The organism is uncultured Granulicatella sp. (genome assembly GCF_963516875.1).
Classification (GTDB): domain Bacteria; phylum Bacillota; class Bacilli; order Lactobacillales; family Aerococcaceae; genus Granulicatella.
The window spans coordinates 42545-68128 of record NZ_CAUQCL010000001.1 but is presented as its reverse complement, the minus strand read 5'-3'; the positions used below and the strand labels follow the sequence as shown (position 1 = coordinate 68128).

Annotated in this window: 20 protein-coding genes; 18 read left to right on the top strand and 2 right to left on the bottom strand. The window is 33.9% G+C overall.

Annotated elements, in window-relative coordinates:
- Position 1 precedes the first annotated feature (1 nt).
- From RWM24_RS00280 to holA, 11 genes are all read left to right on the top strand, one after another.
- Positions 2-2188 (top strand): Tex family protein, encoded by a 2187-nt coding sequence (locus tag RWM24_RS00280; RefSeq protein WP_314110486.1) that lies wholly within the window; start codon positions 2-4, stop codon positions 2186-2188.
- Between the two features lie 129 nt (positions 2189-2317).
- Positions 2318-2599: a DUF1507 family protein gene (locus tag RWM24_RS00275; RefSeq protein WP_314110485.1), complete on the top strand. Its 282-nt coding sequence runs from the start codon at positions 2318-2320 to the stop codon at positions 2597-2599.
- Between the two features lie 23 nt (positions 2600-2622).
- A complete protein-coding gene (locus RWM24_RS00270) occupies positions 2623-3924 on the top strand; it encodes a putative peptidoglycan glycosyltransferase FtsW (RefSeq protein ID WP_314110484.1) in 1302 nt (433 codons plus the stop codon).
- Positions 3902-7330: a pyruvate carboxylase gene (locus RWM24_RS00265; RefSeq protein WP_314110482.1), complete on the top strand. Its 3429-nt coding sequence runs from the start codon at positions 3902-3904 to the stop codon at positions 7328-7330. Before RWM24_RS00270 ends, RWM24_RS00265 begins: the two co-directional genes overlap by 23 nt.
- A 17-nt stretch (positions 7331-7347) precedes the next feature.
- Positions 7348-7641, top strand: a complete 294-nt coding sequence (locus RWM24_RS00260; RefSeq protein ID WP_314110480.1) for a YlbG family protein — start codon at positions 7348-7350, stop codon at positions 7639-7641.
- Between the two features lie 218 nt (positions 7642-7859).
- Positions 7860-8435, top strand: a complete 576-nt coding sequence (gene rsmD, locus RWM24_RS00255; RefSeq protein WP_314110674.1) for a 16S rRNA (guanine(966)-N(2))-methyltransferase RsmD — start codon at positions 7860-7862, stop codon at positions 8433-8435.
- Between the two features lie 9 nt (positions 8436-8444).
- Positions 8445-8966, top strand: a complete 522-nt coding sequence (coaD, locus tag RWM24_RS00250) for a pantetheine-phosphate adenylyltransferase (protein WP_314110478.1) — start codon at positions 8445-8447, stop codon at positions 8964-8966.
- Between the two features lie 2 nt (positions 8967-8968).
- A complete protein-coding gene (locus tag RWM24_RS00245) occupies positions 8969-10003 on the top strand; it encodes a SepM family pheromone-processing serine protease (protein WP_314110476.1) in 1035 nt (344 codons plus the stop codon).
- 47 nt (positions 10004-10050) lie between these two features.
- Positions 10051-10713 carry a ComEA family DNA-binding protein gene (locus tag RWM24_RS00240; RefSeq protein WP_314110474.1) on the top strand — a complete coding sequence of 221 codons (663 nt, stop codon included), beginning with the start codon at positions 10051-10053 and terminating at the stop codon, positions 10711-10713.
- The gene (locus RWM24_RS00235) at positions 10710-12956 is read left to right on the top strand and encodes a ComEC/Rec2 family competence protein (protein ID WP_314110472.1); all 2247 of its coding nucleotides are present in this window, start codon (positions 10710-10712) and stop codon (positions 12954-12956) included. The genes RWM24_RS00240 and RWM24_RS00235 overlap by 4 nt, the downstream gene beginning before the upstream one ends.
- Positions 12957-13015: 59 nt before the next feature.
- Positions 13016-14044, top strand: coding sequence for a DNA polymerase III subunit delta (holA, locus tag RWM24_RS00230; protein WP_314110470.1), 1029 nt, complete (start codon positions 13016-13018; stop codon positions 14042-14044).
- 66 nt (positions 14045-14110) lie between these two features.
- Here the strand turns inward: holA and rpsT are convergent, their stop codons facing one another.
- On the bottom strand, positions 14111-14365 hold the full coding sequence (gene rpsT, locus RWM24_RS00225; protein ID WP_006703518.1) for a 30S ribosomal protein S20: 255 nt from the start codon (positions 14363-14365) through the stop codon (positions 14111-14113).
- Between the two features lie 224 nt (positions 14366-14589).
- Here rpsT and RWM24_RS00220 point away from each other — a divergent pair, with 224 nt between their 5' ends.
- From RWM24_RS00220 to RWM24_RS00190, 7 genes are all read left to right on the top strand, one after another.
- Positions 14590-15513, top strand: coding sequence for a Fic family protein (locus RWM24_RS00220; RefSeq protein ID WP_314110468.1), 924 nt, complete (start codon positions 14590-14592; stop codon positions 15511-15513).
- A gap of 82 nt (positions 15514-15595) precedes the next feature.
- Entirely contained in the window at positions 15596-17572 is a 1977-nt protein-coding gene (gene uvrB / locus RWM24_RS00215; RefSeq protein WP_314110466.1) for an excinuclease ABC subunit UvrB, read from the top strand.
- A gap of 16 nt (positions 17573-17588) precedes the next feature.
- Positions 17589-18194: an MmcQ/YjbR family DNA-binding protein gene (locus RWM24_RS00210; protein WP_314110465.1), complete on the top strand. Its 606-nt coding sequence runs from the start codon at positions 17589-17591 to the stop codon at positions 18192-18194.
- Positions 18195-18273: 79 nt separating this feature from the next.
- Positions 18274-19269, top strand: a complete 996-nt coding sequence (locus RWM24_RS00205) for an aspartate-semialdehyde dehydrogenase (RefSeq protein ID WP_314110463.1) — start codon at positions 18274-18276, stop codon at positions 19267-19269.
- 335 nt (positions 19270-19604) lie between these two features.
- Complete coding sequence (locus tag RWM24_RS00200) at positions 19605-21338, top strand: ABC transporter ATP-binding protein (RefSeq protein ID WP_314110461.1); 1734 nt, start codon at positions 19605-19607, stop codon at positions 21336-21338.
- 1 nt (position 21339) lies between these two features.
- On the top strand, positions 21340-23085 hold the full coding sequence (locus tag RWM24_RS00195) for an ABC transporter ATP-binding protein (RefSeq protein ID WP_314110459.1): 1746 nt from the start codon (positions 21340-21342) through the stop codon (positions 23083-23085).
- A gap of 71 nt (positions 23086-23156) precedes the next feature.
- A complete protein-coding gene (locus RWM24_RS00190; protein WP_314110457.1) occupies positions 23157-23375 on the top strand; it encodes a hypothetical protein in 219 nt (72 codons plus the stop codon).
- 92 nt (positions 23376-23467) lie between these two features.
- On the opposite strand, the gene RWM24_RS00185 is transcribed toward RWM24_RS00190, so the two are convergent.
- Positions 23468-25411, bottom strand: a complete 1944-nt coding sequence (locus RWM24_RS00185; protein ID WP_314110455.1) for an ABC-F family ATP-binding cassette domain-containing protein — start codon at positions 25409-25411, stop codon at positions 23468-23470.
- Positions 25412-25584 lie beyond the last annotated feature (173 nt).

The following is a 25584-nucleotide window of genomic DNA, read 5'->3' as shown; positions in this document are numbered from 1 at the left end:
TATGACAGAGACAGAATTAACCATTGAACAGCGTGCATTGGATATTGTAAAACAAGAATTAAATCAATATTCACCAAAACAAATTGATACAGTATTAGCTTTGTTAGAAGATGGCAATACAGTTCCTTTTATTGCACGTTATCGTAAAGATCAAACAGGGAGTTTGGATGAAGTTCAAATTCGTGAAATTGAAGAAAGACATCGTTATTTAGTAAATTTTGAAAAAAGAAAAGACGAAGTTATTCGATTAATTGATGAACAAGAAAAATTAACAGATGAAATCTTAAATGACTTAATGAAAGCTAAAACATTAACAGCTTTAGAAGATATTTATCGACCATTTAAACAAAAGAAACATACAAAAGCTACTATTGCTAAAGAAGCAGGTTTAGAACCGTTAGCTGGATTTTTATTAGCTTGTACAGCAGATGATGTTGAAGCAAAAGCTGCAACATTCATTAACGAAGAAAAAGAAATTTTGACAGCAGAAGATGCTTTAAATGGTGCATTAGAAATTATTGCTGAAAAAATTTCTGATAATGCGCACTATCGAAAATTACTTCGTGAATACACGGTTCAAAAAGCTATGCTTGTCACAAGTCTTAAAGACGAGGAAAAAGACGAAAAGAAAGTATATGAAATGTACTATGACTATCAAGAACTCGTTAAAACAATTGTGCCACACAGAATTTTAGCGGTGAATCGTGCTGAAAAAGAAGGTGTGTTAAAAGTTAGCTTGGAAGTGGATGCAACGATTCCATTAGAAAAAATCATGAAAAAAGAAATTTCGAATGCGAATTCACCATCTGCACCTTATGTAAAAGCAGCAATTGAGGATAGTGTGAAACGTTTCATCACACCAGCCATTGAACGTGAAATTCGTTCGGAATTAACAGAAAAAGCTCAAACTCAGGCAATTGAGATTTTTGGAGAAAATTTACAAAATTTATTATTACAAGCTCCAATGAAAGGACATGTAATTTTAGGATTAGACCCAGCATATAGAACAGGTTGTAAACTAGCAATTATTGATGAAACTGGCAAAGTTTTAGACAAAGCAGTCATATATCCGCACCAAGGAGCGAGTGATTTTAAACGAGCTCAGGCAGGAGAAAGTTTTAAAAAATTATTAGAAGATTATCAGGTTACTTTAATCGCAATCGGAAATGGTACTGCAAGCCGTGAATCGGAAGCATTTGTCAGTGAACAGATTAAGGGAATCAATCGTAAAATTTATTATACGATTGTGAGTGAAGCGGGTGCATCTGTTTATTCAGCTAGTGAGATTGCACGAAAAGAATTCCCAGATTATCAAGTTGAAGAACGTTCTGCAGTAAGTATTGCTCGTCGCTTGCAAGATCCATTAGCAGAATTAGTGAAAATCGATCCAAAAGCAGTAGGAGTAGGGCAATATCAACATGACGTGAGTCAAAAACAATTGGATGAAAAATTAGATATTGTGGTTGAAACAGCCGTGAATAAAGTTGGAGTGAATGTCAATACAGCAAGTGCAGCATTACTCGAACATATTGCAGGACTAACAAAAACAACTGCAGCAAATGTAGTGGCTTATCGTGATGAAAATGGAAAATTCACGAATCGTTCTCAATTGAAAAAAGTTCCTCGCTTAGGACCAAAAGCTTTCGAACAAGCAGTAGGATTTTTAAGAATTGTTGATGGGAAAAATCCATTAGATGGAACAGATATTCACCCAGAGTCTTATGAAGTTGCAGAAAAGATTTTAGAAAAAATTCAAGCAACAAAAGTTGAAATTGGAACGGAGAAAGTAGAGCAAGCTTTATCTTCAATTGATAAAAAGTCATTATCTGACGAACTAGGGATTGGACTTGAAACTTTAGAATTAATTTTTGCAGGATTAACAAAACCAGGAAGAGATCCTCGTGAAGAAATTGATCCACCGATTTTAAGAAGCGATGTATTATCCATGGAAGATATTCAAGTTGGAATGGAATTACAAGGAACGATTCGAAATGTAGTCGATTTTGGAGCATTCGTGGATATCGGAGTAAAACAAGATGGCTTAGTTCATATATCAAGAATGAAAAAAGGATTCGTGAAACATCCAAGTGATGTCGTTGCAGTAGGTGATATTGTAACTGTATGGGTCATTGAAATTGATTCGAAAAAAGGAAGAGTAGGTTTATCGATGCTTCCGCCAATTCAATAAAATTAGTGAGTATGTAACTCTATTTGTGGGATTTAGTCACAAATAGAGTTTTTTTGAATCATTATTTAGAAAAGCTGGCTCTTTGTGGTATAATCATTTTGAGTTATTTTATTCAAAAGGAGAAAGTATATGTCAGATACAAAGCAAAATCAAGCATTAGAGCAATTAAAAGAAAATGCCAATAAAATTTATCAATTAATTCATCAACAAAAAAATCATTTATGTATTGCAAAATGCCCAGCATTTGAAGAAGTGGTAGACACTCAATTGTTTGGTTTATCAAAACAAGTGGAATTTGCAGTTTCAATTGGTGTAGTTGATGTAAATGAAGGACATCAATTAATGGCGGATTTAGAATATGCATTAAATGAAGTATATAGTGATGTATATGAGCAAAACTGGCAATCTTAAAGAAAGTAAGAGGAAATAGTGATTTGAAATTAAAAAGTAAAATCAAAAATTTATTTCAAGTAGATCAAATTATTTTGATGATATTTATAATATTGTCAGCTTTTGGTCTTATTATGGTTTATAGTGCTAGTAGTTATTTTTCGTTATCTTCTGTTGGAAATTCAGAATATTTCATTATTCGTCAATTTATATTCGTAGTAGCAGGAATCATCATAGCGATAAGTATAGCAAATAATGGCAAAAGATTCTTTTTTAAGGAACGATATTTGCAAGGGGTATATGTTTTATTAATTCTATTACTCTTTTATGTTTTAACTCAAACAGGAATTAAAGGAGCAAAAAGTTGGATTAATTTACGACTATTTAATTTACAACCATCAGAATTTGGAAAAGTCATTTTAATATGGGCGAGTGCATTTTATTACGACAAGTTTAAAGAGGTAAAAGATTGGAAAGTATTATTTAGATATCCACTGGGAATGGCATTATTTGTCTGCGTTCTAGTTTTGATGCAACCGGACTTTGGTACGATGGCGATTATTTTTCTAATGATGTGGTTATTAGCATTAACGACTGGATATTCAAGAAAAGCACTCGGTGTTTCAGGAATCTTATTTGTTTTAGGGTATTTATTTACTTTTTTACCAGTATCTGTTCTTCAATATTTACCTTTTAAAGCTTATCAATTAGGACGATTTTTATCATTTCATAATCCATGGGATGATACAAGTGGTACAGGGTATCAATCGATTCAAGGTTTTTTAGCTTTAGCTAGAGGTGGATTAACAGGGACAGGATTATCGAGTTCGATACAAAAAACAGGATTTTTACCAGAAGCTCATACGGATTTTATTATGGCAATTGTAGGAGAAGAATTAGGATTTTTTGTAGTATGGCTAGTGTTAGCAGTGCTATTTTTCTTAATTTTTTATATTTTTTGGAGAACTCAAAAATGTCGTTCTGCTTTTTCAAAATATATTTGTCTAGGAGTGGGCATTTTCTTTTTAGTTCAAAGTAGTATTAATATTGGAGCTTTACTTGGATTAGCTCCTATTACGGGAGTTCCATTACCATTTTTAAGTTATGGAGGATCTAGTTTTGTTGTTTCAAGTATCGCAATTGGGATGGTTTTATTTGCATTAAAATATGATAAAGAGTATCAAGCAGAAAAAATGTATCAAATTAGATTATTTGAAACAGAAATTGAAGAACATGAAAATCAGGATGAAAAAGAAGAGATTACTATTGATAGTAATGAGAAAGAAACTTTAACAAAGAACGAAGAGATAAAGGAGGATGAGCATGAAGAAATTACTGGTGGCTAACCGTGGAGAAATTGCGATTCGTGTATTTCGTGCCGCTTCGGAATTAGGGATTGAAACGGTTGGTATTTTTGCCAAGGAAGATGATCATTCATTGCACCGTTTCAAAGCGGATGAAGCCTATTTAGTTGGAGAAGGTAAGAAGCCAACAGAAGCTTACTTAGATATGGATGATATTATTCGTATTGCGAAACAATCTGGGGCAGATGCTGTTCATCCTGGTTATGGTTTTTTATCTGAAAATATTGATTTTGCTAGAAAATGTCAAGAAGCTGGACTAACCTTTGTTGGGCCTCGTTTGGAACATTTAGATATGTTAGGCGATAAATTAAAAGCAAAAACTGCTGCGCATAAGGCTGGTTTACAATCCATTCCTGGGACAGAAGGGACAGTGTCTTCTGTTCAAGAAATTTATGAGTTTGGGGAACAATTTGGTTATCCGATTATGATTAAAGCTGCACTTGGCGGTGGCGGTCGTGGAATGCGTGTCGTTTATCGCAAGGAAGAGGTTCAAGATAGCTATGAACGTGCTGTAGGAGAAGCAATTAAAGCTTTTGGTGTTGGAGAATGTTATGTGGAGAAATATATTGAGGATCCACAACATATTGAAGTGCAAATTTTAGGGGATGAACATGGAAATGTTGTTCATTTGTTTGAACGTGATTGCTCTGTTCAAAGACGTCACCAAAAAGTGATTGAAGTAGCTCCATGTGTTTCTCTTTCAGAAGAGATGCGTTCCAAAATTTGTAATGCTGCCGCTAGCTTTATGAAAGAAATTGGTTATGTCAATGCAGGGACAGTTGAGTTTTTATTAGATGGAAATCAATTTTACTTTATTGAAGTAAATCCGAGAGTTCAAGTAGAGCATACGATAACAGAATTAATTACAGGAATTGATATTGTTCAAGCACAATTAAAAATTGCTCAAGGGTTGGATTTGCATCAAGAAATTGGCATTCCTACACAAGAAAACTTAACATTTAGTGGAGCTGCGATTCAATGTCGTATTACTACCGAAAATCCTGAAAATAACTTCTTGCCAGATACTGGTAAAATTAATACGTATCGTTCACCAGGTGGATTGGGTATTCGTTTAGATGCGGGAAATGCCTTCCAAGGAAATGTGGTAACGCCATACTTTGACTCGCTATTAGTAAAAGTATGTACGTATGGACGTGATTTTTCTCAAGCAGTTACAACAATGCAACGTGCGTTAAAAGAGTTTAGAATTCGTGGTGTGAAGACGAATATTCCATTTTTAAAAAATGTGATTCATCACGATGATTTCTTAACAGGAACTGCAAAAACAACTTTTATTGATACAACACCTGAATTATTTAAGTTCCCTAAGGAAAGTAATCGTGGAAATAAAATTTTAAAATATATTTCTGAAATTACGGTTAATGGGTATCCAGGAATTCCACAAGAAATAAAGGCATTTGAGAGACCGACTTATATCGAAACATTGAAGTCTGTTTTAAAACCAGAAATAACTGCTAAGCAGTTGCTGGATGAAAAAGGTGCGGATGCAGTTGCGAAATGGGTATTGGAACAAGAAAAAGTTCTTTTAACGGATACAAGTTTTAGAGATGCGCATCAAAGTTTAATGGCAACAAGAATGCGTTCGATTGATTTAATTCAAGCAGCTCAGCAATATGAAGCAGCAGTACCTCAGTTATTTTCAGCAGAAGTATGGGGAGGGGCAACGTTTGATACAGCTTATCGATTTTTAACAGAAAACCCTTGGAATCGATTAGCAAAAATTCGTAAAGCAATGCCAAATACTTTGTTACAAATGTTATTGCGTGGTTCTAATGCAGTAGGATATTCCAATTATCCAGATGCTGTGATTCGTTCGTTCATTTTAGAAGCAGCAGCAACAGGAATTGATGTGTTTAGAATTTTTGACAGCTTAAACTGGTTGCCTCAAATGGAAGTGAGTATTCAAGCCGTTCGTGATGCAGGAAAAATTGCAGAAGCGACCATGTGTTATACAGGCGATCTATTAAATCCAATGCAAACAAAATATACATTAGAATATTATAAACAGTTTGCAAAAGATTTAGAAAAAGCAGGTGCGCATATGATTGCCATTAAAGATATGGCAGGATTATTAAAACCTCAAGCAGCTAAACAATTGATTACAACTTTAAAAGAATCAGTGGAGATTCCAATTCATTTACATACTCATGATACGAGTGGAAATGGTATTTTAACACTGGTAACAGCAATTGATGCTGGAGTGGATGTAGTCGATGTAGCCTTTAGTGCGTTAGCAGGTGGAACATCTAATCCAAGTATGGAAACTTTATACTATGGATTAGAAGGTACAAGTCGCCAGCCTGAATTAGAGATGGAAAATGTAACAAGATTAAATCGCTATTGGGGAACGATTCGCAAATCTTATCATGCATTTGATCAAGCGCAAGTGTCTCCAAGCCCTGAAGTTTACTATCATGAAATGCCCGGAGGGCAATATACGAATTTATACCAACAAGCTAAATCAGTTGGTTTAGGAGAACGTTTTGAAGAAGTGAAAGATATGTATCACCGTGTGAACCAATTATTCGGAGATATTATTAAAGTAACGCCTTCTTCTAAAGTAGTTGGAGATATGGCATTATTCTGTATTCAAAATGAACTCAATGAAGAAAATATTTATGAAAAAGGATTAACACTATCCTTCCCTGAATCAGTGATTCAATTCTTTAGAGGGGATTTAGGGCAACCTGTTGGAGGATTTAATGAAAAACTTCAAAAAGTTGTATTAAAAGATATTGACCCAATTACTGTTCGCCCAGGTTTATTAGCACCTGAAGTAGATTTTGAAGAAGTTCGTAAAGAATTAGAAGATTTACTAGGGCATAAACCAAAAGACCAACAAGTACTAAGTTATCTCATGTATCCAAAAGTGTATAAAGAATACCAAGAGAGAAAAGAACTATATGGAGATTTAAGTAAATTAGATACGCAGACATTCTTCTATGGAATGCGTATGGGTGAGACGATTCAAATGGAATATGCACCGGGTAAAGTCTTCATGATTACATTAGTACAAATTGGGGAACCTGACCAAGATGGAAATCGAATTATGTTCTATCGATTCAATGGACAAAGCCGAGAAATTATTGTGCATGATGCAAGTGCGACAATGACAACTGTCAAACGTCAAAAAGCAGATGCAAATGACTTTGGACAAATTGGGGCAACAATGCCAGGTAGTGTGTTAAAAGTATTTGTTACAAAAGGTGAAGCAGTTCGTAAAGGACAAGTGTTACTTGTCACAGAAGCGATGAAGATGGAAACAACGATTCAAGCACCATTTGATGGCGTTGTTGAAACGATTGCTGTTAAAGAACAAGACATGATTGATGTTAGTGATTTACTATTAACAATTCGTAAAAAATAATAAAGAGAGGAGTAAACATGGAACAAGTAGAAAGACGAGCAATTATTGTATGGCTCTATACATTAAAACCAATTAAACAATTAAAACGTTTCGGCAATATTCATTATATTTCCAAACGTCTAAAATATATTTACTTGTATGTCAATGAAGATGAAGTGGAAAGTGTAATGGATAAAGTTAGCAAATTCCATTTTGTTCGAAAAGTTGAAGTCTCTCCTCGCCATGAAGTTCGAATGGATTTTACACAAATCTTACCAGAATTACGTGAGGAAATTGAATTAGAAAACCGAGCATTGGCTACAGAAGCGTAATGTTTATGTGTAAAAGTCATGACTATCCGTTAGACAGGAGGTCATGACTTTTTTAGAAGATTTAATTCGGTCGAATTCGACTGAATTAAAATCGATTGCTACCTGCTTTTGTTTTAAACCTATCGAATTCGATAGGTTTAAATAATTATTAATAAGCTTTCTTCTACTTCTTGTGAGTTGTTATTCTTTTTTTGAGCGTATATAATAAAGAGAATCATATTAAAGGAGGAACACAGATGAGAATTATTTCTGGCGAATTTGGTGGAAGACATCTTCGTGCTGTTCCAGGAAAGAACACAAGACCAACAACTGATAAAATTAAAGAATCCTTATTTAATATTTTAGGAGGATATTTTGATGGTGGTGTGATGTTGGATATGTATGCAGGTAGTGGAGGAGTAGCGATTGAAGCTGTTTCTAGAGGGATGGAACATGCCTTTTTATTTGAAAATAATCGACAAGCGATTCAGACCATTGAACAAAATATTGAAATTACAAAAAGTCCGGAGCAATTTACATTATTAAAACAAAATGTGAAGCATGGATTGAAAACATTAGCGACAAGAGAAGACTTTGAACCTGTTTCTTTAGTCTTTATGGATCCGCCGTATCGACTGCAAGAAATTATCAATGATATCGAGCAATTGGAAAAGTTATCATTAGTAGCAGAAGATGCTGTAGTTGTTGCTGAAGTGGATAAAGCGGTACAATTACCAGAAAAAATTGGACGGTTTACTCAATGGAAACGAGTAGAGTATGGGATTACAGCATTAATTTTCTTTGAATTTGAATAGGAGATTTGTATGGTAAAAGCAATTTACGCAGGAAGTTTTGACCCCATTACAAAGGGGCATCTTCATTTAATTCAACGTGCGACAGTATTATTTGATGAAGTGATTGTGTTAATCTCTCATAATCATCAAAAGCAGTATGCTTTAACAAAAGAAGAGAGAGTTCAAACGGTTCAGGAAGCTGTATCAAACTGGAAAAATGTTCGAGTTGTTGTACAGGACGGTGGGTTAACGGTCGAAGCTGCAAAACAATTAGGGGCAACCGTTCTTTTAAGAGGCGTTCGCAATAGTCAAGATTTAGAATTAGAAAAGACATTAGCATATCATAATCATCGATTAGATGAAAAGATTGAAACTGTCCTACTTATGAGTGAACCAGCCTATGAATATGTCAGTTCAACAATGGTGAAAGAATTAGCTAAATTTGGTGGAGAATTTGATTCTTTAGTTCCAGAGTCTGTAGCAAAGATTTTGAAAAAAATTTATGTGGAACAAGAGTTTCAAAAAATGAAGCTTCAAGAAAGAAGTGAGTAAGAATGAAGAAAATTTCTTTACGAACGATTGTGATTGCGCTCGTTAGTGTATTAGTTTTAGGAATCCTTGCATTTTATCCTTTACCTTATGTGTTAGAAATGCCAGGGAGTGCTGAAAAAGTAGAGGATTTTATAACTATTGAAGGAGTTAATGAGAAGAAGGAAGGATCGTTTCGAGTAATGACGGTATTTTCACAACAAGCAACCCCTTTATTAGCCCTTCAAACATTGCTTCCTCATGTTGAGCTGATTCCAAAAGAAAAAGTGTATGGAACAACTCCTAGTAAGGAATACAATAAAATTCAGGAATATTATATGCAACAAGCTAGAAATGCTGCTGTTTCAGTAGCGTATAAGGCAGCAGGCAAATCTGTTGAAGAAGAATTTTTAGGCGTATATGTTATGACAGTTGTCCCTGAATCTGATTTTAAAGAGAAGATTCAAGTAGGAGATATTGTGACAAAAGTGGATGGGGAATCATTTTCATCCGCACAAGAAATGATTCAAGCGATTAGTTCTAAAAAAATTGGTGATCAGGTTACGATTGAAATTAATCGTAATCAAGAGACTATTGAAAAAACTGGAGTCTTAGTAGAAAATCCTGATACAGGAAAACCAATGTTAGGCATTCAATTAGTGACCCATTCGAAATTGCATGAATCACCTAAAGTAGATTTTGATCCACATGGGGTTAGTGGACCATCAGCTGGTCTGATGTTTACATTAGAAATTTATAACCAGTTAACGGATAATAATTTAAAACAAGGTCGAATTGTGGCTGGTACTGGGACTATGAATGAAAAAGGAGAAGTGGGACGAATCGGTGGAGTGGATAAGAAATTAGTGGCAGCTGTTCGTGCAGGAGCAACTATTTTTCTAGCACCTGATGATGAAATTACGGATGAAATGAGAGAAAAAAATCCCAATATTTTATCCAATTATGAAGAAGCTAAATTAACCGCTGAGAAGATAAAATCCAATATTCAAGTGTATCCAGTAAAAAAATTTGAAGATGCAGTAAAAATTTTAGAAAAATAAAATACAAAACGTCATTTTTTTCGTATCTATAGTTAGAGGAGGGAAAAATGATGTTTTATTTTTTTATGCAAGTAAGACGTTTATTGATGGAATATAAAAAAGTTCTGTCAATAATTGGAGGTGTATTATCAGTTATCGTTATTGTCCTTGTAGGAAGAGGGATGATGGCTTCTTCTACGAAAGAAAAAGTAATGGTAACGAATGCTGTGAATACAACAAGAGTGGAAGAAACAACGGTGATGATGTCACAAAATTGTTATGTGGATGTTAAAGGAGAAGTTCTAAGGCCGGGAGTGTATGAGTTTTCTTGTGAGAGCCGCATCCAAGAAGTGATTAAAAAGGCAGGAGGATTTACAGAAGAGGCAGATGAAACAAAAATTAATTTAGCGCAAAAAATTACCGATCAGATGCAAATTATCGTGCCTAATGTACAGTCTAAACAAGAAGGTGGCGTCACAGAGGAAAATTCTGGAAAAGGAAGTTCGACTAATACGAATGTGTCTAATTCAAAACAAGGAACGGTTAATATTAATACGGCAACTTTGGAAGAATTACAAACGATAAAAGGAATCGGAAAGAAAAAAGCAGAAGCCATTTTACAATATCGAAAAGAACATGGAGCCTTTCGTACAAAAGAAGACTTATTACAAGTGAAGGGAATTGGAAAGAAAGCTTTAGAAGCGATTGAAAGCCAAGTGACTTTCCAATGAAGAAGTGGATTTGGGTAACGGTTTTAGAAATCATATTGGGAAGTTTAATCTTTTCTGAATCTTCGCTTTTTTTGAAAGGTGTGTACATTTTATTAGGGATATGGACGTTCATGCTTCATTTTAGAAGTAAAGAACAACTATTCTGGGTGTTTATGATACTCATCTTTTTAGGATTAAGGTCTTATCAAGTCTATCATCCTACAATTGTTCCAGAAGGGGAGCTAGCTGGAATCATAAGATTGAACCGAGATGATTTGAAAATTAATGGAGACTTTGTAACGGGAATTGCTGAACTAGAGCTACCTTCTTCTAAGCATAAAGTATTGTTTCAATATAAAATGCATTCTGAAAAAGAGAGAGCTTTATTTGAAGAAGTGGAAGCAAATCTTACTTTATCCGTTATTGGAAAGAGTAAGCCTGTAAATGAACCTAAAAATAGAGGGGATTTTAATGCGCCAAGTTATTATCGAAGTATTGGAATTCTTCGTGTGTTTGAAGTCAAAGGTTTTAAACAAATGGCAAATAAACCTTCATGGATATCGTTTTTTCAAAATTGGCGTAGAATATTTTATTTAAAAATTAATAAACAGCCAGAAAGTTTCGTTCGAACTTATGCTTTATTATTACTGTTCGGTAAAACGAAGGATGCAGATGCAACGGTGATTCAGCATTATAAGAGACTGGGGATTATGCATGTTTTAGCCATTTCAGGACTTCATATTACACTGTTTATTCATATGCTTGAAAAAGTATTATGGAAATGGAAAATGACTCGAGAAACAAGTGTTGCTGTTATCATCATTGGCTTAGTGATTTATGGCTACTTCATTTATTGGAATATTAGTGGCACACGAGCTATTTTGATGTATGTCTTAGCACAATGCTCTAAAAAATTTCATTGGAAACTAGCAACAGCGGATTGTTTGGGGATTTTGTTCTTGGTATCGTTGCTTTATCGAACAAGTATCATCGAAAATGTAGCTTTTCAACTGAGTTATGGATTAACGGCTATTTTATTATTAACGAGTTATTTTGCCCAGCATAATCTTCAAGAGAAATGGAAGAAAACGATTTGGATTGCTTTTTTGACGCCTATCATTGCTTTGCCGTTAATTTGTCACTATTTTTTTACGTGGAATCTGTTAAGTGTATTATTAGCTGGTTTAGTGGTGTTGTTGTTCGAAAGTATTCTTATTCCAGGAATTTTGCTTTATGCTTTAGCAGTCGCAATAGAGTGGGTGTGGATTTCTAACGGCATAGTTTTCTTTTTAGATGCGTTATTAAATGGATTGAATCACATTTTTGCATTTTGTGAGCAATTTTTATTTTTGCGATTTACATTTGGAACATGGTCAACAATAACTTGGATATTGTATTGGCTTGCTCTTTATGGAGCTCTTGTTTGTTATGAAAAATCTTGGTTTCGTCCTTATTCGAGTGTTGTGTTTGCAATAGGTTCTTGTCTTATTGCTTTCAGCATTCCTTATCATCTGCATGAGCAGATTATCTTTTTAAGTACGGGCTCGCAAGTTTCAGTATTGTATATTCCAAAAGGATTCAATCATGCTACTTTAATAGTAAGGGGAGGAAATTCTTTCATGGATTCGAAGGGGAATGTCCTTCGTAAACAATCATTTTCTAAAACTGTTACAAATAATGTTTTAGTAGAGGGGATTTCTCAGTTGGATTCGATTGTACTAACGAATGCTAGTGTGGAAGATAGTGAGGATTTAAAGGAAATGATACAAGATTTTTCTGTTGGCGAGGTTATTATTTCTAAAAATCATTCTGAAAAAAGAGACTTTGGAGAATTGGACATTACGACACAGTTTCATGAAGTAGGAAAGAAACAATTAAATTCTGGCGTACACTGGGAATTGATTCCAGCGAATGGAAGTAAGAAAGAAGCTCAAAATTCTATTTTTACGTTAGATGAAAAACGAATTTTGATAGTAGATGAGAAGATGAATACTCTACCGAATCAAGCGGATACTGTCATAGCTAGTCAGAAAAATGCAGAAGGAATAGCAAAAATAAAAGGATTTACACAAATGCAAACGAAAAGTTTAATTTTAGAAAAAGGAAGAGAAATGGTGAAATCGCATATTAGTTCACGCTTCTTAGATCAGTTAGAACAACAAATATCTCATATATGGATTTCAGAAGAAGATGGAGCAGTTCATATGATGCAAGAAAAGGATTTTCAAAAATACCATACAATAAAAAGTCATAAAGATGAGTGAAAACATGGACAAAAAGAACACTTCACGATACACTAGACTAAGAGAAAGGGGAGTCATGAATGGAATTTCAAAAGAAAATAGAAGAAATAAAATCCGGGAAATTGTCTTCGATTTATATTGTTCAAGGAAAAGAAGACTATTTACAAAACTGGGCAAGACAAGTATTTTTAGACTCTGTAGTGGCTCCTGAAGACCAAGAATTAAATGTCGCTCGATTTAATATGGAAGAAATCTCTGTCCAAACAGCTATTGAAGATGCAGAATCTGTCCCGTTTTTTGGAGATAGACGTCTAGTGATGATTGATAAACCGTATTTTTTAACAGGGGAAAAAGAAAAAGCAAAAATTGATCATCAACTTGAAAGACTACAGTTTTATTTAGAAAATCCATTAGATTCTTCTGTTGTTGTATTTTTTGCACCTTATGAAAAATTAGATGCTCGTAAAAAAATCGTGAAGCAATTAAAGAAAGTAGCGGTCTTATTAGATGCTTCTTCCTTAGAAGAAAAAGATGTAAGAGCGATGGTTCAAAGTAAAGTCCAAGAACATGATGTTTCGATGGAAACTTCTGTCTTACATTTATTTTTAGAAAAATTACATTATTCTTTAACAGATGCGATGAGAGAAATTGATAAGTTAATTTTGTCTGCGATGGACACGAAAGTCATTGATGTTGACTTAGTAACAACATTAGTTCCAAAAAGTTTAGAACAAAATATTTTTGAACTAGGAGAGGCCGTTCTTCGAAAAGATAGTACAGTAGCGATTGAAATTTATCGAGATTTATTATTACAAAAAGAAGATCCGATTAAAATGAATGCCATTTTGTTAGGACAGTTTCGATTATTATTACAAGTGAGTTACTTACAAAAAGAAGGCTATCACGAGCCTGAAATGCAAAAGGTATTAGGGATTCACCCATACCGTGTAAAACTTGCTCTAGGACAATCTAGAAAATTTTCGATTATATTATTAGAAGCAGTATATCGTTCATTAGTAGAAACAGAGTACGCATTGAAAACAGGACTTGGAATAAAAGAATTACAATTAGAAACATTTATTTTGAAGTTTTGTCAAAAGAGTGCATAAGTGGTTGAATTGAAAAAAGAATAAAAAGTACAAAAAAGGCCCGAGAATCATTTCTCAGGCTTTTTATTATTTGCTTAATTTTGAAGCAAGACGTGATTTATCACGAGAAGCTTTGTTTTTGTGGATTAATCCTTTAGAAGCAGCTCCGTCGATTGCTTTGTGAGCAGCACGTAATAATTCTTCAGCATTTTCAGCACCTTCAGCTACTGCAGCTTCAAATTTTTTGATAGCAGTACGCATAGCAGAAGTTTGTGAGTTATTTGCTAGTGTTGACTTTTTGTTTGTACGAACACGTTTGATTTGTGATGCGATATTTGGCAATGGGTTCACCCCTCTTTCTTACATTTATATAATCACTGATCAGTTGTCTCCAACAGGAATTATTATACAAAAGTCCTTATAAAAATGCAAGTCTTGCGATGAAATAGTACGTTTTCATGTGACATTTATTGTATAAATGTTAAAAATGTTGAAGCTATCGTTTGTAAAATCTTTACTTTTTAAATATTTTTTGGAATAATAAGTAAAGAAAATAGAGGTGGAATATGTATCAATATAATGGATTGCTTCAATTATTAAAGCAAAATCACTTAAATAAATCAGATTTAACAAAAGTTCTTCATATTTCTTCAAGAACAATTGCAAAAATTTCAAAAGGGGAAAAACTTTCTCCAAGAGTCATTCGAAAACTTTGTGATTATTTTGATTGTGCAGAAGAAACTCTTTATAGTGTCGTTCCTAATAATCCAATTCTTAGACAGTTAAGAGAAGAGAAGGATGTTGGGATTTCTGGAGGAATTTATCATGAGCTACAAATACGGATGACTTATAATTCGAATCATATGGAGGGAAGTTGTTTAAACGAAGAACAAACGAGGCATATATTTGAAACCAATACACTTTTTAGTCATGATGCTGTCAGTGTAGATGACATTATTGAAACGGTGAATCACTTTAGAGCAATGGATTACTGTATTGAGATTGCAGAAGAAGCGTTAACAGAAGAAACCATCAAATATTTACACTATTTGTTGAAAAGTAGAACAAAAGATGAAACACTTTCTTGGTTCAAAGTTGGAGAGTATAAAACACGTCCAAATGTTGTAGGGGGAATTGGAACTTCATCTCCGAATAATGTAGCAAATGATATTCAACAGTTACTAAAAAAATATCATGAGAAAAAACAGATTACTTTTGAAGATATCGTAGAATTTCACTTTCAATTTGAAAAAATTCATCTATTTCAAGATGGAAATGGTCGAGTAGGACGATTGATTGCCTTTAAAGAATGTCTGAAACATTCATTGATTCCATTTATTATTGAAGATAAAAAGAAATTTTATTACTATCGAGGATTAAAAGAATTTCTCGATAATACGAATTACTTAATCGATACTTGTTATGATGGACAAGATACGATGAAACGTCTGTTGGAATATTTTCAAGTGGAGCTTCCGATAGAACCATAATCTAGATAGAGAAGTTACTCTGGTTTGTTTTCCACTTCGAGCGTGCTATACTAATTAGGAATATTGAAAAAGGAGTGGAAGAATGGATCATTTTGAATTACATTCTCCCTATCAACCGCAGGGAGATCAACCACAAGCGATTAAAGAATTAGTCTCTGGAATTTTAGAAGGAAAACATGAACAAACCTTATTAGGAGCAACTGGAACGGGTAAAACTTTTACGATTGCTAATGTGATTAAAGAAGTGAATAAGCCTACTTTAGTATTAGCTCACAACAAAACATTAGCGGGGCAGTTGTATGGAGAATTAAAAGAATTTTTCCCGAATAATGCCGTGGAATATTTCGTATCTTATTATGATTATTATCAACCTGAAGCCTATGTACCTTCCAGTGACACGTATATTGAAAAAGAATCTAGCGTTAATGATGAAATTGATAAATTACGCCATTCTGCTACAAGTGCATTGCTTGAAAGAAGAGATGTCATCGTTGTAGCTTCTGTTTCATGTATTTATGGATTAGTAAACCCTGAAAACTACCGTGAACATGTATTATCTTTACGAGAAGGAATGGAAGTAGAACGGAATCAGTTATTAACTCGATTAGTAGAAATGCAATTTGAGCGTAATGATATTGATTTCCGAAGAGGTAGTTTTCGTGTAAGAGGAGATATTGTAGATATTTTCCCTCCAGGTCACGATTCTTCTGCTATTCGTGTGGAATTTTTTGGCGATGAAATTGAAGCGTTAAAAGAAATTGATGTATTAACAGGTGAAGTAAAAGCTACCGTAGAACATGTACCTATTTTCCCAGCTGCTCACTTTGTGTCGAATGAAGATGAAATTAGTCGGGCAGTTTCTACAATCAAAGCAGAATTGAAAGAACGTTTAGAAGAATTAAGAGAAAATAACCAATTATTAGAAGCACAACGATTAGAACAACGAACGAACTATGATATTGAGATGTTACTAGAAATGGGCTATTGTAACGGTATTGAAAATTATTCAAGACATATGGACGGAAGAAAACCAGGTGAAGCTCCGTATACTTTATTAGACTTCTTCCCAGAAGATGCATTATATGTTGTGGATGAGTCGCATATTACCATGTCACAAATTAGAGGAATGTTTAATGGAGACCGAGCTCGTAAAGAACAGTTAATCCAATATGGATTCCGATTACCGAGTGCTTTAGATAATCGCCCATTACGATTTGAAGAATTTGAAGAAAGAATTCCGCAAATGATTTATGTTTCTGCAACTCCAGGACCTTATGAAATGGCTCATACTCCAACCGTTACAGAACAAATTATTCGACCAACAGGTTTATTAGATCCATTAATTGAAGTTCGACCAATTAATGGACAAATTGATGACTTAATCCGTGAAATTCATGACCGAATTGAAAAAAATGAACGTGTATTTATTACGACATTAACGAAAAAAATGTCAGAAGATTTAACGGATTACTTAAAAGAAATCGGTATTCGTGTGAAATATCTTCATAGTGATATTAAAACATTAGAAAGAACAGAAATTATTCGAAACTTACGTCTGGGCGAATTTGATGTATTAGTCGGCATTAACTTATTAAGAGAAGGGCTAGATGTTCCGGAAGTATCTCTTGTTGCAATTTTAGATGCGGATAAGGAAGGATTTTTAAGAAGTGAACGTTCCTTAGTTCAAACAATTGGACGTGCTGCAAGAAATGCGAATGGTCGAGTGATTATGTATGCTGATAAAATTACGGATTCTATGAAATATGCAATTGATGAAACGAATCGTCGTAGAACTATTCAAGAAGATTATAATAAAGAACATGGAATCACACCAAAAACGATTCATAAAAATATTCGTGATTTAATTGCGATTACTCATGCAGTTGAAAAAGAAGAAACAACTCAGACTGATTTCAAACAAATGAATGTTCAACAAAGAAGAGAAGCTATTGAAGTGATGGAATTAGAAATGCGTGCTGCAGCTAAAGACTTGAACTTTGAAAAAGCGGCACAACTTCGAGATATGATTTTAGAACTTCGAGCGCAATATAAATTATAGGAATAAGGATAAAGAAATGAAATGGACATTAACTTCAGATTTAAAAGAATATGAAGGAAAAACAATTCCTAGCAAAATAGACGGATTTTATTTTTATATTGTGAGTGCTTCGGTCAAAAAAGGCTTAGAAATGATTGTACATGATGAATCTCATGAGCGATATTCTTTATTTGATGTGACAAGTACAAATAGTAAAATTGCACAGCAATTAAGGCAAGAAGCGGAAGAGATGGTATTTCAATGGTGCTATTCAGTGGATACAGCTTTAGTAGCTTTAAAAGAACAATGGAATCGTTGGATATTGGAACATATAACGCCTTATTCAGCAATGCCCTTTAAAAAATCAGCAGCTACAGTATACAATGTGAAAGAAAACGGAAAATGGTATGCGTTAATGATGGAAATTCCATTTAGTAAATTTGGAATTACAAGTGATGAAACAGCACTGATTTTGAATGTGAAGATTTTTCCAGAGGAAAAGGAATTTCTCCTTCAAAAAGAGGGAGTGTTCGAAGCATACCACATGAACAAAAAGCATTGGATTTCGATTGCGCTGAATGTTTGTAAGGATGAAGCATTCATTCAGAAGTGTGTCGAAAATAGCTACAAATGTGTTCGTTAGAAGGACGATTTCTTTACATTTTTAGAAACATTCGATATAATTTTCATCACATAGACTTATAGTAAAGAGGAGATTCATTATGGTAAATATTGCAATTGTAGGTGCAACAGGTGTTGTAGGTACAAAAATGATTGAAAGATTAGCAGAAAGTAACCTTCCAGTGGAAAATTTATACTTATTAGCTTCTGCACGTTCAGCAGGAAAAGTATTACAATTTAGAGGAAAAGATTATGTTGTCGAAGAATTAACAGAAAATTCTTTTAAACGTGAGATTGATTATGCGATTTTCTCAGCTGGTGGAGGTACTTCATTAAAATTTGCTCCAATCGCAGAAAAAGATGGCGTCATTGTTATTGATAATTCAAGTGCATGGAGAATGGATCCTGAGATTGACTTAGTAGTTCCAGAATGTAATGCACCAACTTTAGAAAGAAAAATTATTGCAAACCCAAACTGTTCTACAATCCAATCTGTAGTGCCGCTAAAACCACTACATGAAGCGTTCAGGTTAAAGAGAGTGGCTTACACAACTTACCAAGCGGTTTCTGGTTCAGGGCAAGCAGGAATTAATGACTTAGTCAATGGAGAAAAAGGATTAGCACCAACAAATTATCCTCATCCAATTTATAATAATGTATTACCACATATTGATGTTTTCTTAGAAAATGGATATACAAAAGAAGAAATGAAAATGATTCAAGAAACTCGTAAAATTTTAGGGTTAGATGAATCAGTGGCAATTACTGCAACTTGTGTGCGTGTGCCTGTGATGAATTCACATTCAGTAGAAATTAATGTCACTTTTGAAAAAGATACTACTCCAGAAGAAATTCGTGAAATTTTATCGAAAGCTCCTGGTGTTGTGGTAGTGGATAATCCTGCTAATAATGAATATCCAACACCTTTAATGGCAACTGGTCATGATGAAGTGTTTGTTGGAAGAATTCGTCGTGATATTTCTCAACCGAATAGTTTCCATATTTGGTGTGTGGGAGATAATATTCGTAAAGGTGCAGCAAGTAATGCTGTACAAATTGCGGAGTTAATTGAAGAAAAAGAACTACGTAGAAAATGACTTTTCTGAGGTAGCACTTGGACGCCAGAAGCCCCTTTCGGGTCTCTTGGCTAAATTTCGAGCCTAGGTCTCGAAATTCCCTGTACTAGAAGCCAAAGTGGCTTCTAGTACTCGTGCTACGGCGAAAAGTCATTTTCTACTTTAGGCGTGGTGTAATGAGAGTGCGTTTGGGAGTATGACTTTTCTGAGGTAGCACTAGGACGCAAGCAGTCTCGCATTTGCGAGTCTTGTGCTACGGTGATTACGTGTATGAATAAGAGTTTTTTTATATATTTGCATTTTGTATTTACTTTGTTACAATTTAATTATTAAATTTTTGGATTAGGAGTAAGTTTTTGAAGACATTGTGGAAATATGTTCGTTCTTATAAAAAAGAAAGTTTGCTAGCACCTTTATTTAAATTATTAGAAGCCAGTTTTGAACTATTTGTGCCATTAGTGATGGCTCAATTAATGGATGTTGGAATTGCTCAAAATCGTCCGTCTTACATTTTAACGATTTGCGGGTTGTTAATTCTTCTTGCGATGATTGGGTTAGTCGTTTCGATTACTGCGCAGTATTTTGCTGCTAAATCAGCGACTGGCTTTGCGAAGAAATTACGCTATGCTTTATTAGAAAAAATCACGGAAATGAATTTTTCAACGATTGATCAACTTGGAACAGATTCACTTATTACAAAAATGACCAGTGATATTCAACAAGTTCAAACGGGTTGGAATTTATTTTTACGACTATTGCTTCGTTCACCTTTTGTAGTCTTTGGTGCAATGATAATGGCATTTATTGTAAATGTACAAGCAGCTTTTGTATTTGTTGTGACGATTCCAGTTTTAGCGATAATTATTTATGCTATTTTATTAAAAACAATTCCTTTATTTACAAAAGTACAAGAAGGAATGGATCGTATCACTCAAAAAACAATGGAAAATTTAACAGGAGTGAGAGTTCTTCGTGCGTTTAATCGAGTAGAAATCGAACAACATACGTTTCAAACTGAGACAGAGGCATTAGCGAATCAACAAAAATTCGTGAGTCATCTATCGAGTTTAACCAATCCTATTACAATGATTATCATTAATATTGCGATTATTGTGTTATTACAATTAGGAGCGGTACAAATTGATACAGGAATCTTAACAAAGGGACAAGTCATTGCGTTAGTAAATTATATGTCGCAAATTTTGTTAGAGCTTATTAAATTAGCGAATTTAACGATTCAAGTGACACGTTCCATTGCAAGTGCTAAGCGAATTGAAGCGATATTGACGATTGAACAACCTGATGAATTTGTAGAAAAAATGGATAGCTTATCTTCAAAAGAAGAGACAGATGTTGTACTTTCATTTGAAAATGTTTCGCTTAAATATGAAGGAGATAGTCATGAAGTGTTAGAAAACTTAACGTTCTCTCTAAAAAAAGGCGAAACTTTAGGCATTATTGGTGGAACAGGAAGTGGGAAAACTTCACTAATTTCACTGATTCCAAAATTTTATCTTCCAACAAGTGGAACGATTCGTATAAATGGTCAACCTATAGAATCTATTCCAACAGAAGAATTAAGACAGAAAATAGGGATTGTTCCTCAAAAGGCAGCTTTATTTAGAGGAACAATTGCTGAAAATTTAAGATGGGGAAATGCAGATGCTACAACTCAAGAATTATATGAAGCATTAGAAATTGCCCAAGCAAAAGAAATGGTTGAACAAAAACCAAATCAATTAGAGTATGTATTGGAACAAGAAGGAAGAAATCTATCTGGTGGACAAAAACAACGCTTAACGATTGCGCGAGCTATCGTTAGAAAGCCAGAGATTTTAATATTAGATGATAGTTTTTCTGCTTTAGATTATGCAACGGATGCAGCCTTAAGAAAAGCCATTTCAAAAGCTCCGTTTAAACCAACAACTATTATTGTCTCTCAAAGAGCGGCTTCAGTGATGCAAGCTCATCAAATTATTGTGATGGAAAAAGGAAAAATCGTAGGAATTGGAACTCATGAAGAGTTACTAGAAACAAATGCGATTTATCAAGAAATAACGGCCTCACAATTTCAAAAGGAGGAACAGTAGTATGAAGCATGAAAAAATGGAAGTGTATAAAAAATTATTTCCTTATTTAAAAAACTATAGTGTTCTCTTACTATTTTCTCTCTTTTTAGCAATGGTGAGTGTGTTATCTAGTGTATGGATTCCAAAAGTTATTGGTCAAACCATTGATGCTATGATAGGAGTTGGAGAAGTACAATTTTCGATTGTGACAAATGGCTTATTATGGATTTTAGTGCTAGCATTCATCAGTATGGTGAGTCAATATGTGATGAGTTTGTGTCATAATCATATTGCTTATGGCATGGTGAAGTCATTGAGGGATGATGTCTTTATTCATTTATCTAAAATGCCCTTAAGTTACTTAGATTTAAAAGCACATGGTTCTCTTCAAAGCATTGTTATTTCTGATACAGAACAAATGGCAGATGGCTTATTATTAGGATTTTCTCAATTATTTACAGGAATCTTAACGATTATCAGTACATTATTTTGGATGTTTAGTATTCAACTAACAATGACAATAGTTGTTCTTCTTTTAACGCCTATTTCATTTGTCGTTGCATCCTTTATTGCTAAAAAAACATATGATTTATTTCATGACCAATCAACATTAAGAGCGGAACAAACAGCCTTTACTCATGAAACGATTACTGGAATAAAAGTAGTTCAAGCGTATAGTCAAGAAAAAAATGTTTTAAAAACTTTTGATAAAATGAATGAAAATTTGGCGAACCGTTCTTTAAAAGCTATTTTCTATTCTTCGATTACGAATCCAGCAACTCGTTTTGTGAATAGCTTAGTGTACACAGTAGTAGGATTAGTGGGAGCATTTTTTGTGTTGAAAGCTCAGCTAAGTATTGGACAATTGGCAGCATTTTTAACGTATGCGAATCAGTATACAAAACCTTTTAATGAAATTTCAGGTGTGATGACTGAGTTTCAAAATTCAATCGCTTGTGCAAGCCGTATATTTGAATTGATGGAAGAACCTATGGAATCTGAAGAAGGAAAAGAAATCAATTTACCAGAAATAATTAAAGGGGAAGTTCTATTTGAACAGGTGTCATTTTCTTACCAAAAAGACCGAACACTGATTGAGGATTTTTCTTTAGAAGTAAAACCTGGAGAAAAAATTGCGATTGTGGGACCAACTGGAAGTGGTAAGAGTACACTTATTAACTTATTAATGCGTTTTTATGAAGTCGATAAAGGGAATATTACCATTGATGGCATATCAATAAAAGACATGACTAGACAGCAACTTAGACAATTATTTGGAATGGTGTTACAAGAAACTTGGTTGCAATCGGGGACTATTCGAGAAAATTTATTATTAGGAAATCCAAATGCAACTGATGAAGAAATTCAACAAGTATTAATCCAATGCCAATTGGATAAAATGATTGAAAAGCTACCTCAAGGATTAGAAACACCTCTTCAACGACAAGGAGAAGACTTCTCACAAGGACAGAGACAACTCTTGTCCATTGCTAGAGTAATGCTAAGCCAGCCATCGATGCTCATTCTTGATGAAGCAACTTCTTCCATTGATACAAGAACAGAGTTGAAAATTCAACAAGCTTTCCAAACATTAATGGAAGGGAAAACAAGTTTCATTGTGGCTCATAGACTTTCAACGATTCAAAATGCAGATAAAATATTAGTGTTGAAAGATGGACAAGTCATTGAACAAGGAACACATGAAGAATTGATTGCAAGGCAAGGGTTTTACCAACATCTTTATCAAAGTCAATGGATGAATGAGTAAGAGTTTATTTTAATAGAATAATTTTATACAATGAATATAAATAGAAATTTAAAAGAAAGGAAATGACTGTGATGACGGTGAAAGAAGAACTAAAAAGGATTTTAAACCATCTAAATGTCGATGAGTTAGATGATGAACAAGCAAATGCTTTGGTTTCGCTTATTTCTTTATTCCAAGATAGTGTCATTCCTACCAAAGAAGAATTAAAAGCGATTGATAAATATGAAAAGGGCGATATGGAATTTGTTGATTTTGAATCATTCGCAAATGAAATGGGCTTTGAATATTAAGATTTCATGTTAACCAAAAAGACTTTTCTTCAGTAGCAGACATGTCGTAAGCTACGAGGAAAAGTCTTTTGATTTTTATTTGAGAGAAGTCATTAAGATTGGAATTCTTCTAAAGCTAAGCTTGCTTCTTCCCATTCCATCATTACTTCTTCTAATGATTCATTTAATGTTTGTAAAGTTTGTTGAAGTTCACTAGAACGAGTAGGATTCGTATAAACTTCTTCTAATGTTAATTCTTCGTGAACGGAAGAAATTTCTTGTTCGATTTGATGAAGTTTTTCTTCTAGTTGTTCTACTTGTCTTGTCAGAGTACGAAGTTGTTTTTGTTCTTCTTTTGAACTTAAGTAATTTTTCTTAGTATCGGTCAAAGCTACTTCTGCTTGAACGACAGGTGTGGCTTCTTCTTGTTTTATGGCTTCAAGCTCTTGTTTCTTTTCAATATAGTAATCGTAATCTCCAAAATACAAGGTACTTCCCTCAGGAGTGACTTCTAAAATAGAAGTTGCTACTTGGTTAATGAAATAACGGTCGTGTGAAACAAAACAAATCGTACCATCATATTCAATAAGAGCTTGTTCAAGAACTTCCTTACTATCGATATCTAAGTGGTTGGTAGGTTCGTCGAGTAATAAGAAATTATCATGTTCTAATGAAAGTTTTGCTAAAGCAAGTCTTGCCTTTTCACCCCCACTTAATTGGGCAGTTGATTTTTCTACATCTTTTCCTGAAAATAGGAAGTTTCCTAAAATTGTACGAATATCTTTTTCAGGCATCGTTGTATGTCGGCTCCAAAGCTCTTCTAAAACAGTTGTTTTAGAGTTTAATCCGCTTAAATTTTGATCATAGTAACCGACTTGAACATTAGCCCCTAATGAACTTTCTCCAGAAATCCATGGAATTTCTTGTATTAGAGATTTTAAAAATGTTGATTTACCAATTCCGTTTGGCCCAACAATCGCAATTGCTTCTTGTTTTCGGATATTTAAATTGATTGGACCCGCTAGCGTTTGTCCGTCATAGCCAATATAAGCATCTTGCACATTTAACACTTGATTACCAGATTCTTTTTGAACAGAAAATGAAAAACGAGCGGATTTTGAATCTGACTGTGGTTTTTCAATTCGTTCCATTTTTTCTAATTGTTTTCTACGTGACTGTGCTCGTTTCGTAGTAGAGGCACGAACAATATTTTTCGCAACAAATTCTTCTAATTTTTGAATTTTTTCTTGTTGTTTTTCATAAGCTTTTTGTTGTAGTAAGAATCGGTTTTCGCGTTCAGTAACATAGTATGAATAATTGCCCTTATAATATTCGCAAGTGTGATGATGAATTTCATATACTTCTTGACAGACTTTATCTAAAAAATATTGGTCATGGCTGACAATCAGTAGTGATACGGGTGAAGATTTTAAGTAATCTTCTAACCACGTTAATGTTTCAATATCTAAATGGTTCGTAGGTTCGTCTAAAATTAAGATATCATGTTTTTCTAATAAAATTTTAGCTAAGGCTAAACGAGTTCTTTGTCCACCGGATAATTGTTGAATAGGCTTATCATAATCTTCAGGATAAAATTGGAATCCATGTAAGACAGAGCGAATTTCACCTTCATAGCCATAGGCGTTCATTTTATTTAATTGTTCTTGTAAATCATCGTAACGTGTTAATGTTTGTTGGTAGAGTGATTCATTGGCTAATACGTCTGGATTACCTAATTTATCAGCTATTAAAAGAGCTTCTTTTTTTAGAGCTTCGACTCCTTTAAATAATTCAATCATTTCCTCCCAAATTGTATTTTCAGAATCGACTGAAGCATATTGATCTAAGTAACCGATGGAAAGGTCTTTTTTCTTACTGACCATTCCTAAACTAGGTTCTTCAATTCCGGCTAAAATTTTTAATAATGTTGATTTTCCAGTTCCGTTTCTTCCCACTAATGCAATACGAGAACGTTCTTGGACTTCAAGGGAAATATTTTCAAATAGTACATCTGGGCCAAAATGTCTAGCTAGCCCTTGACCTTGTAATAAAATCATGTCATAATCCTCTTTCTATGCAGTTTCAAATTTATTCTATCACACATATGGTAAGTACAAAAGTTTTTAATGTTCTATCTCTAAATGTAAGATTGAGAAAAAATCACAATGTTCACGAACGGTATATATTCTAAGGAATATGTATAATAAATTTTACAAATGTAATAATTTAT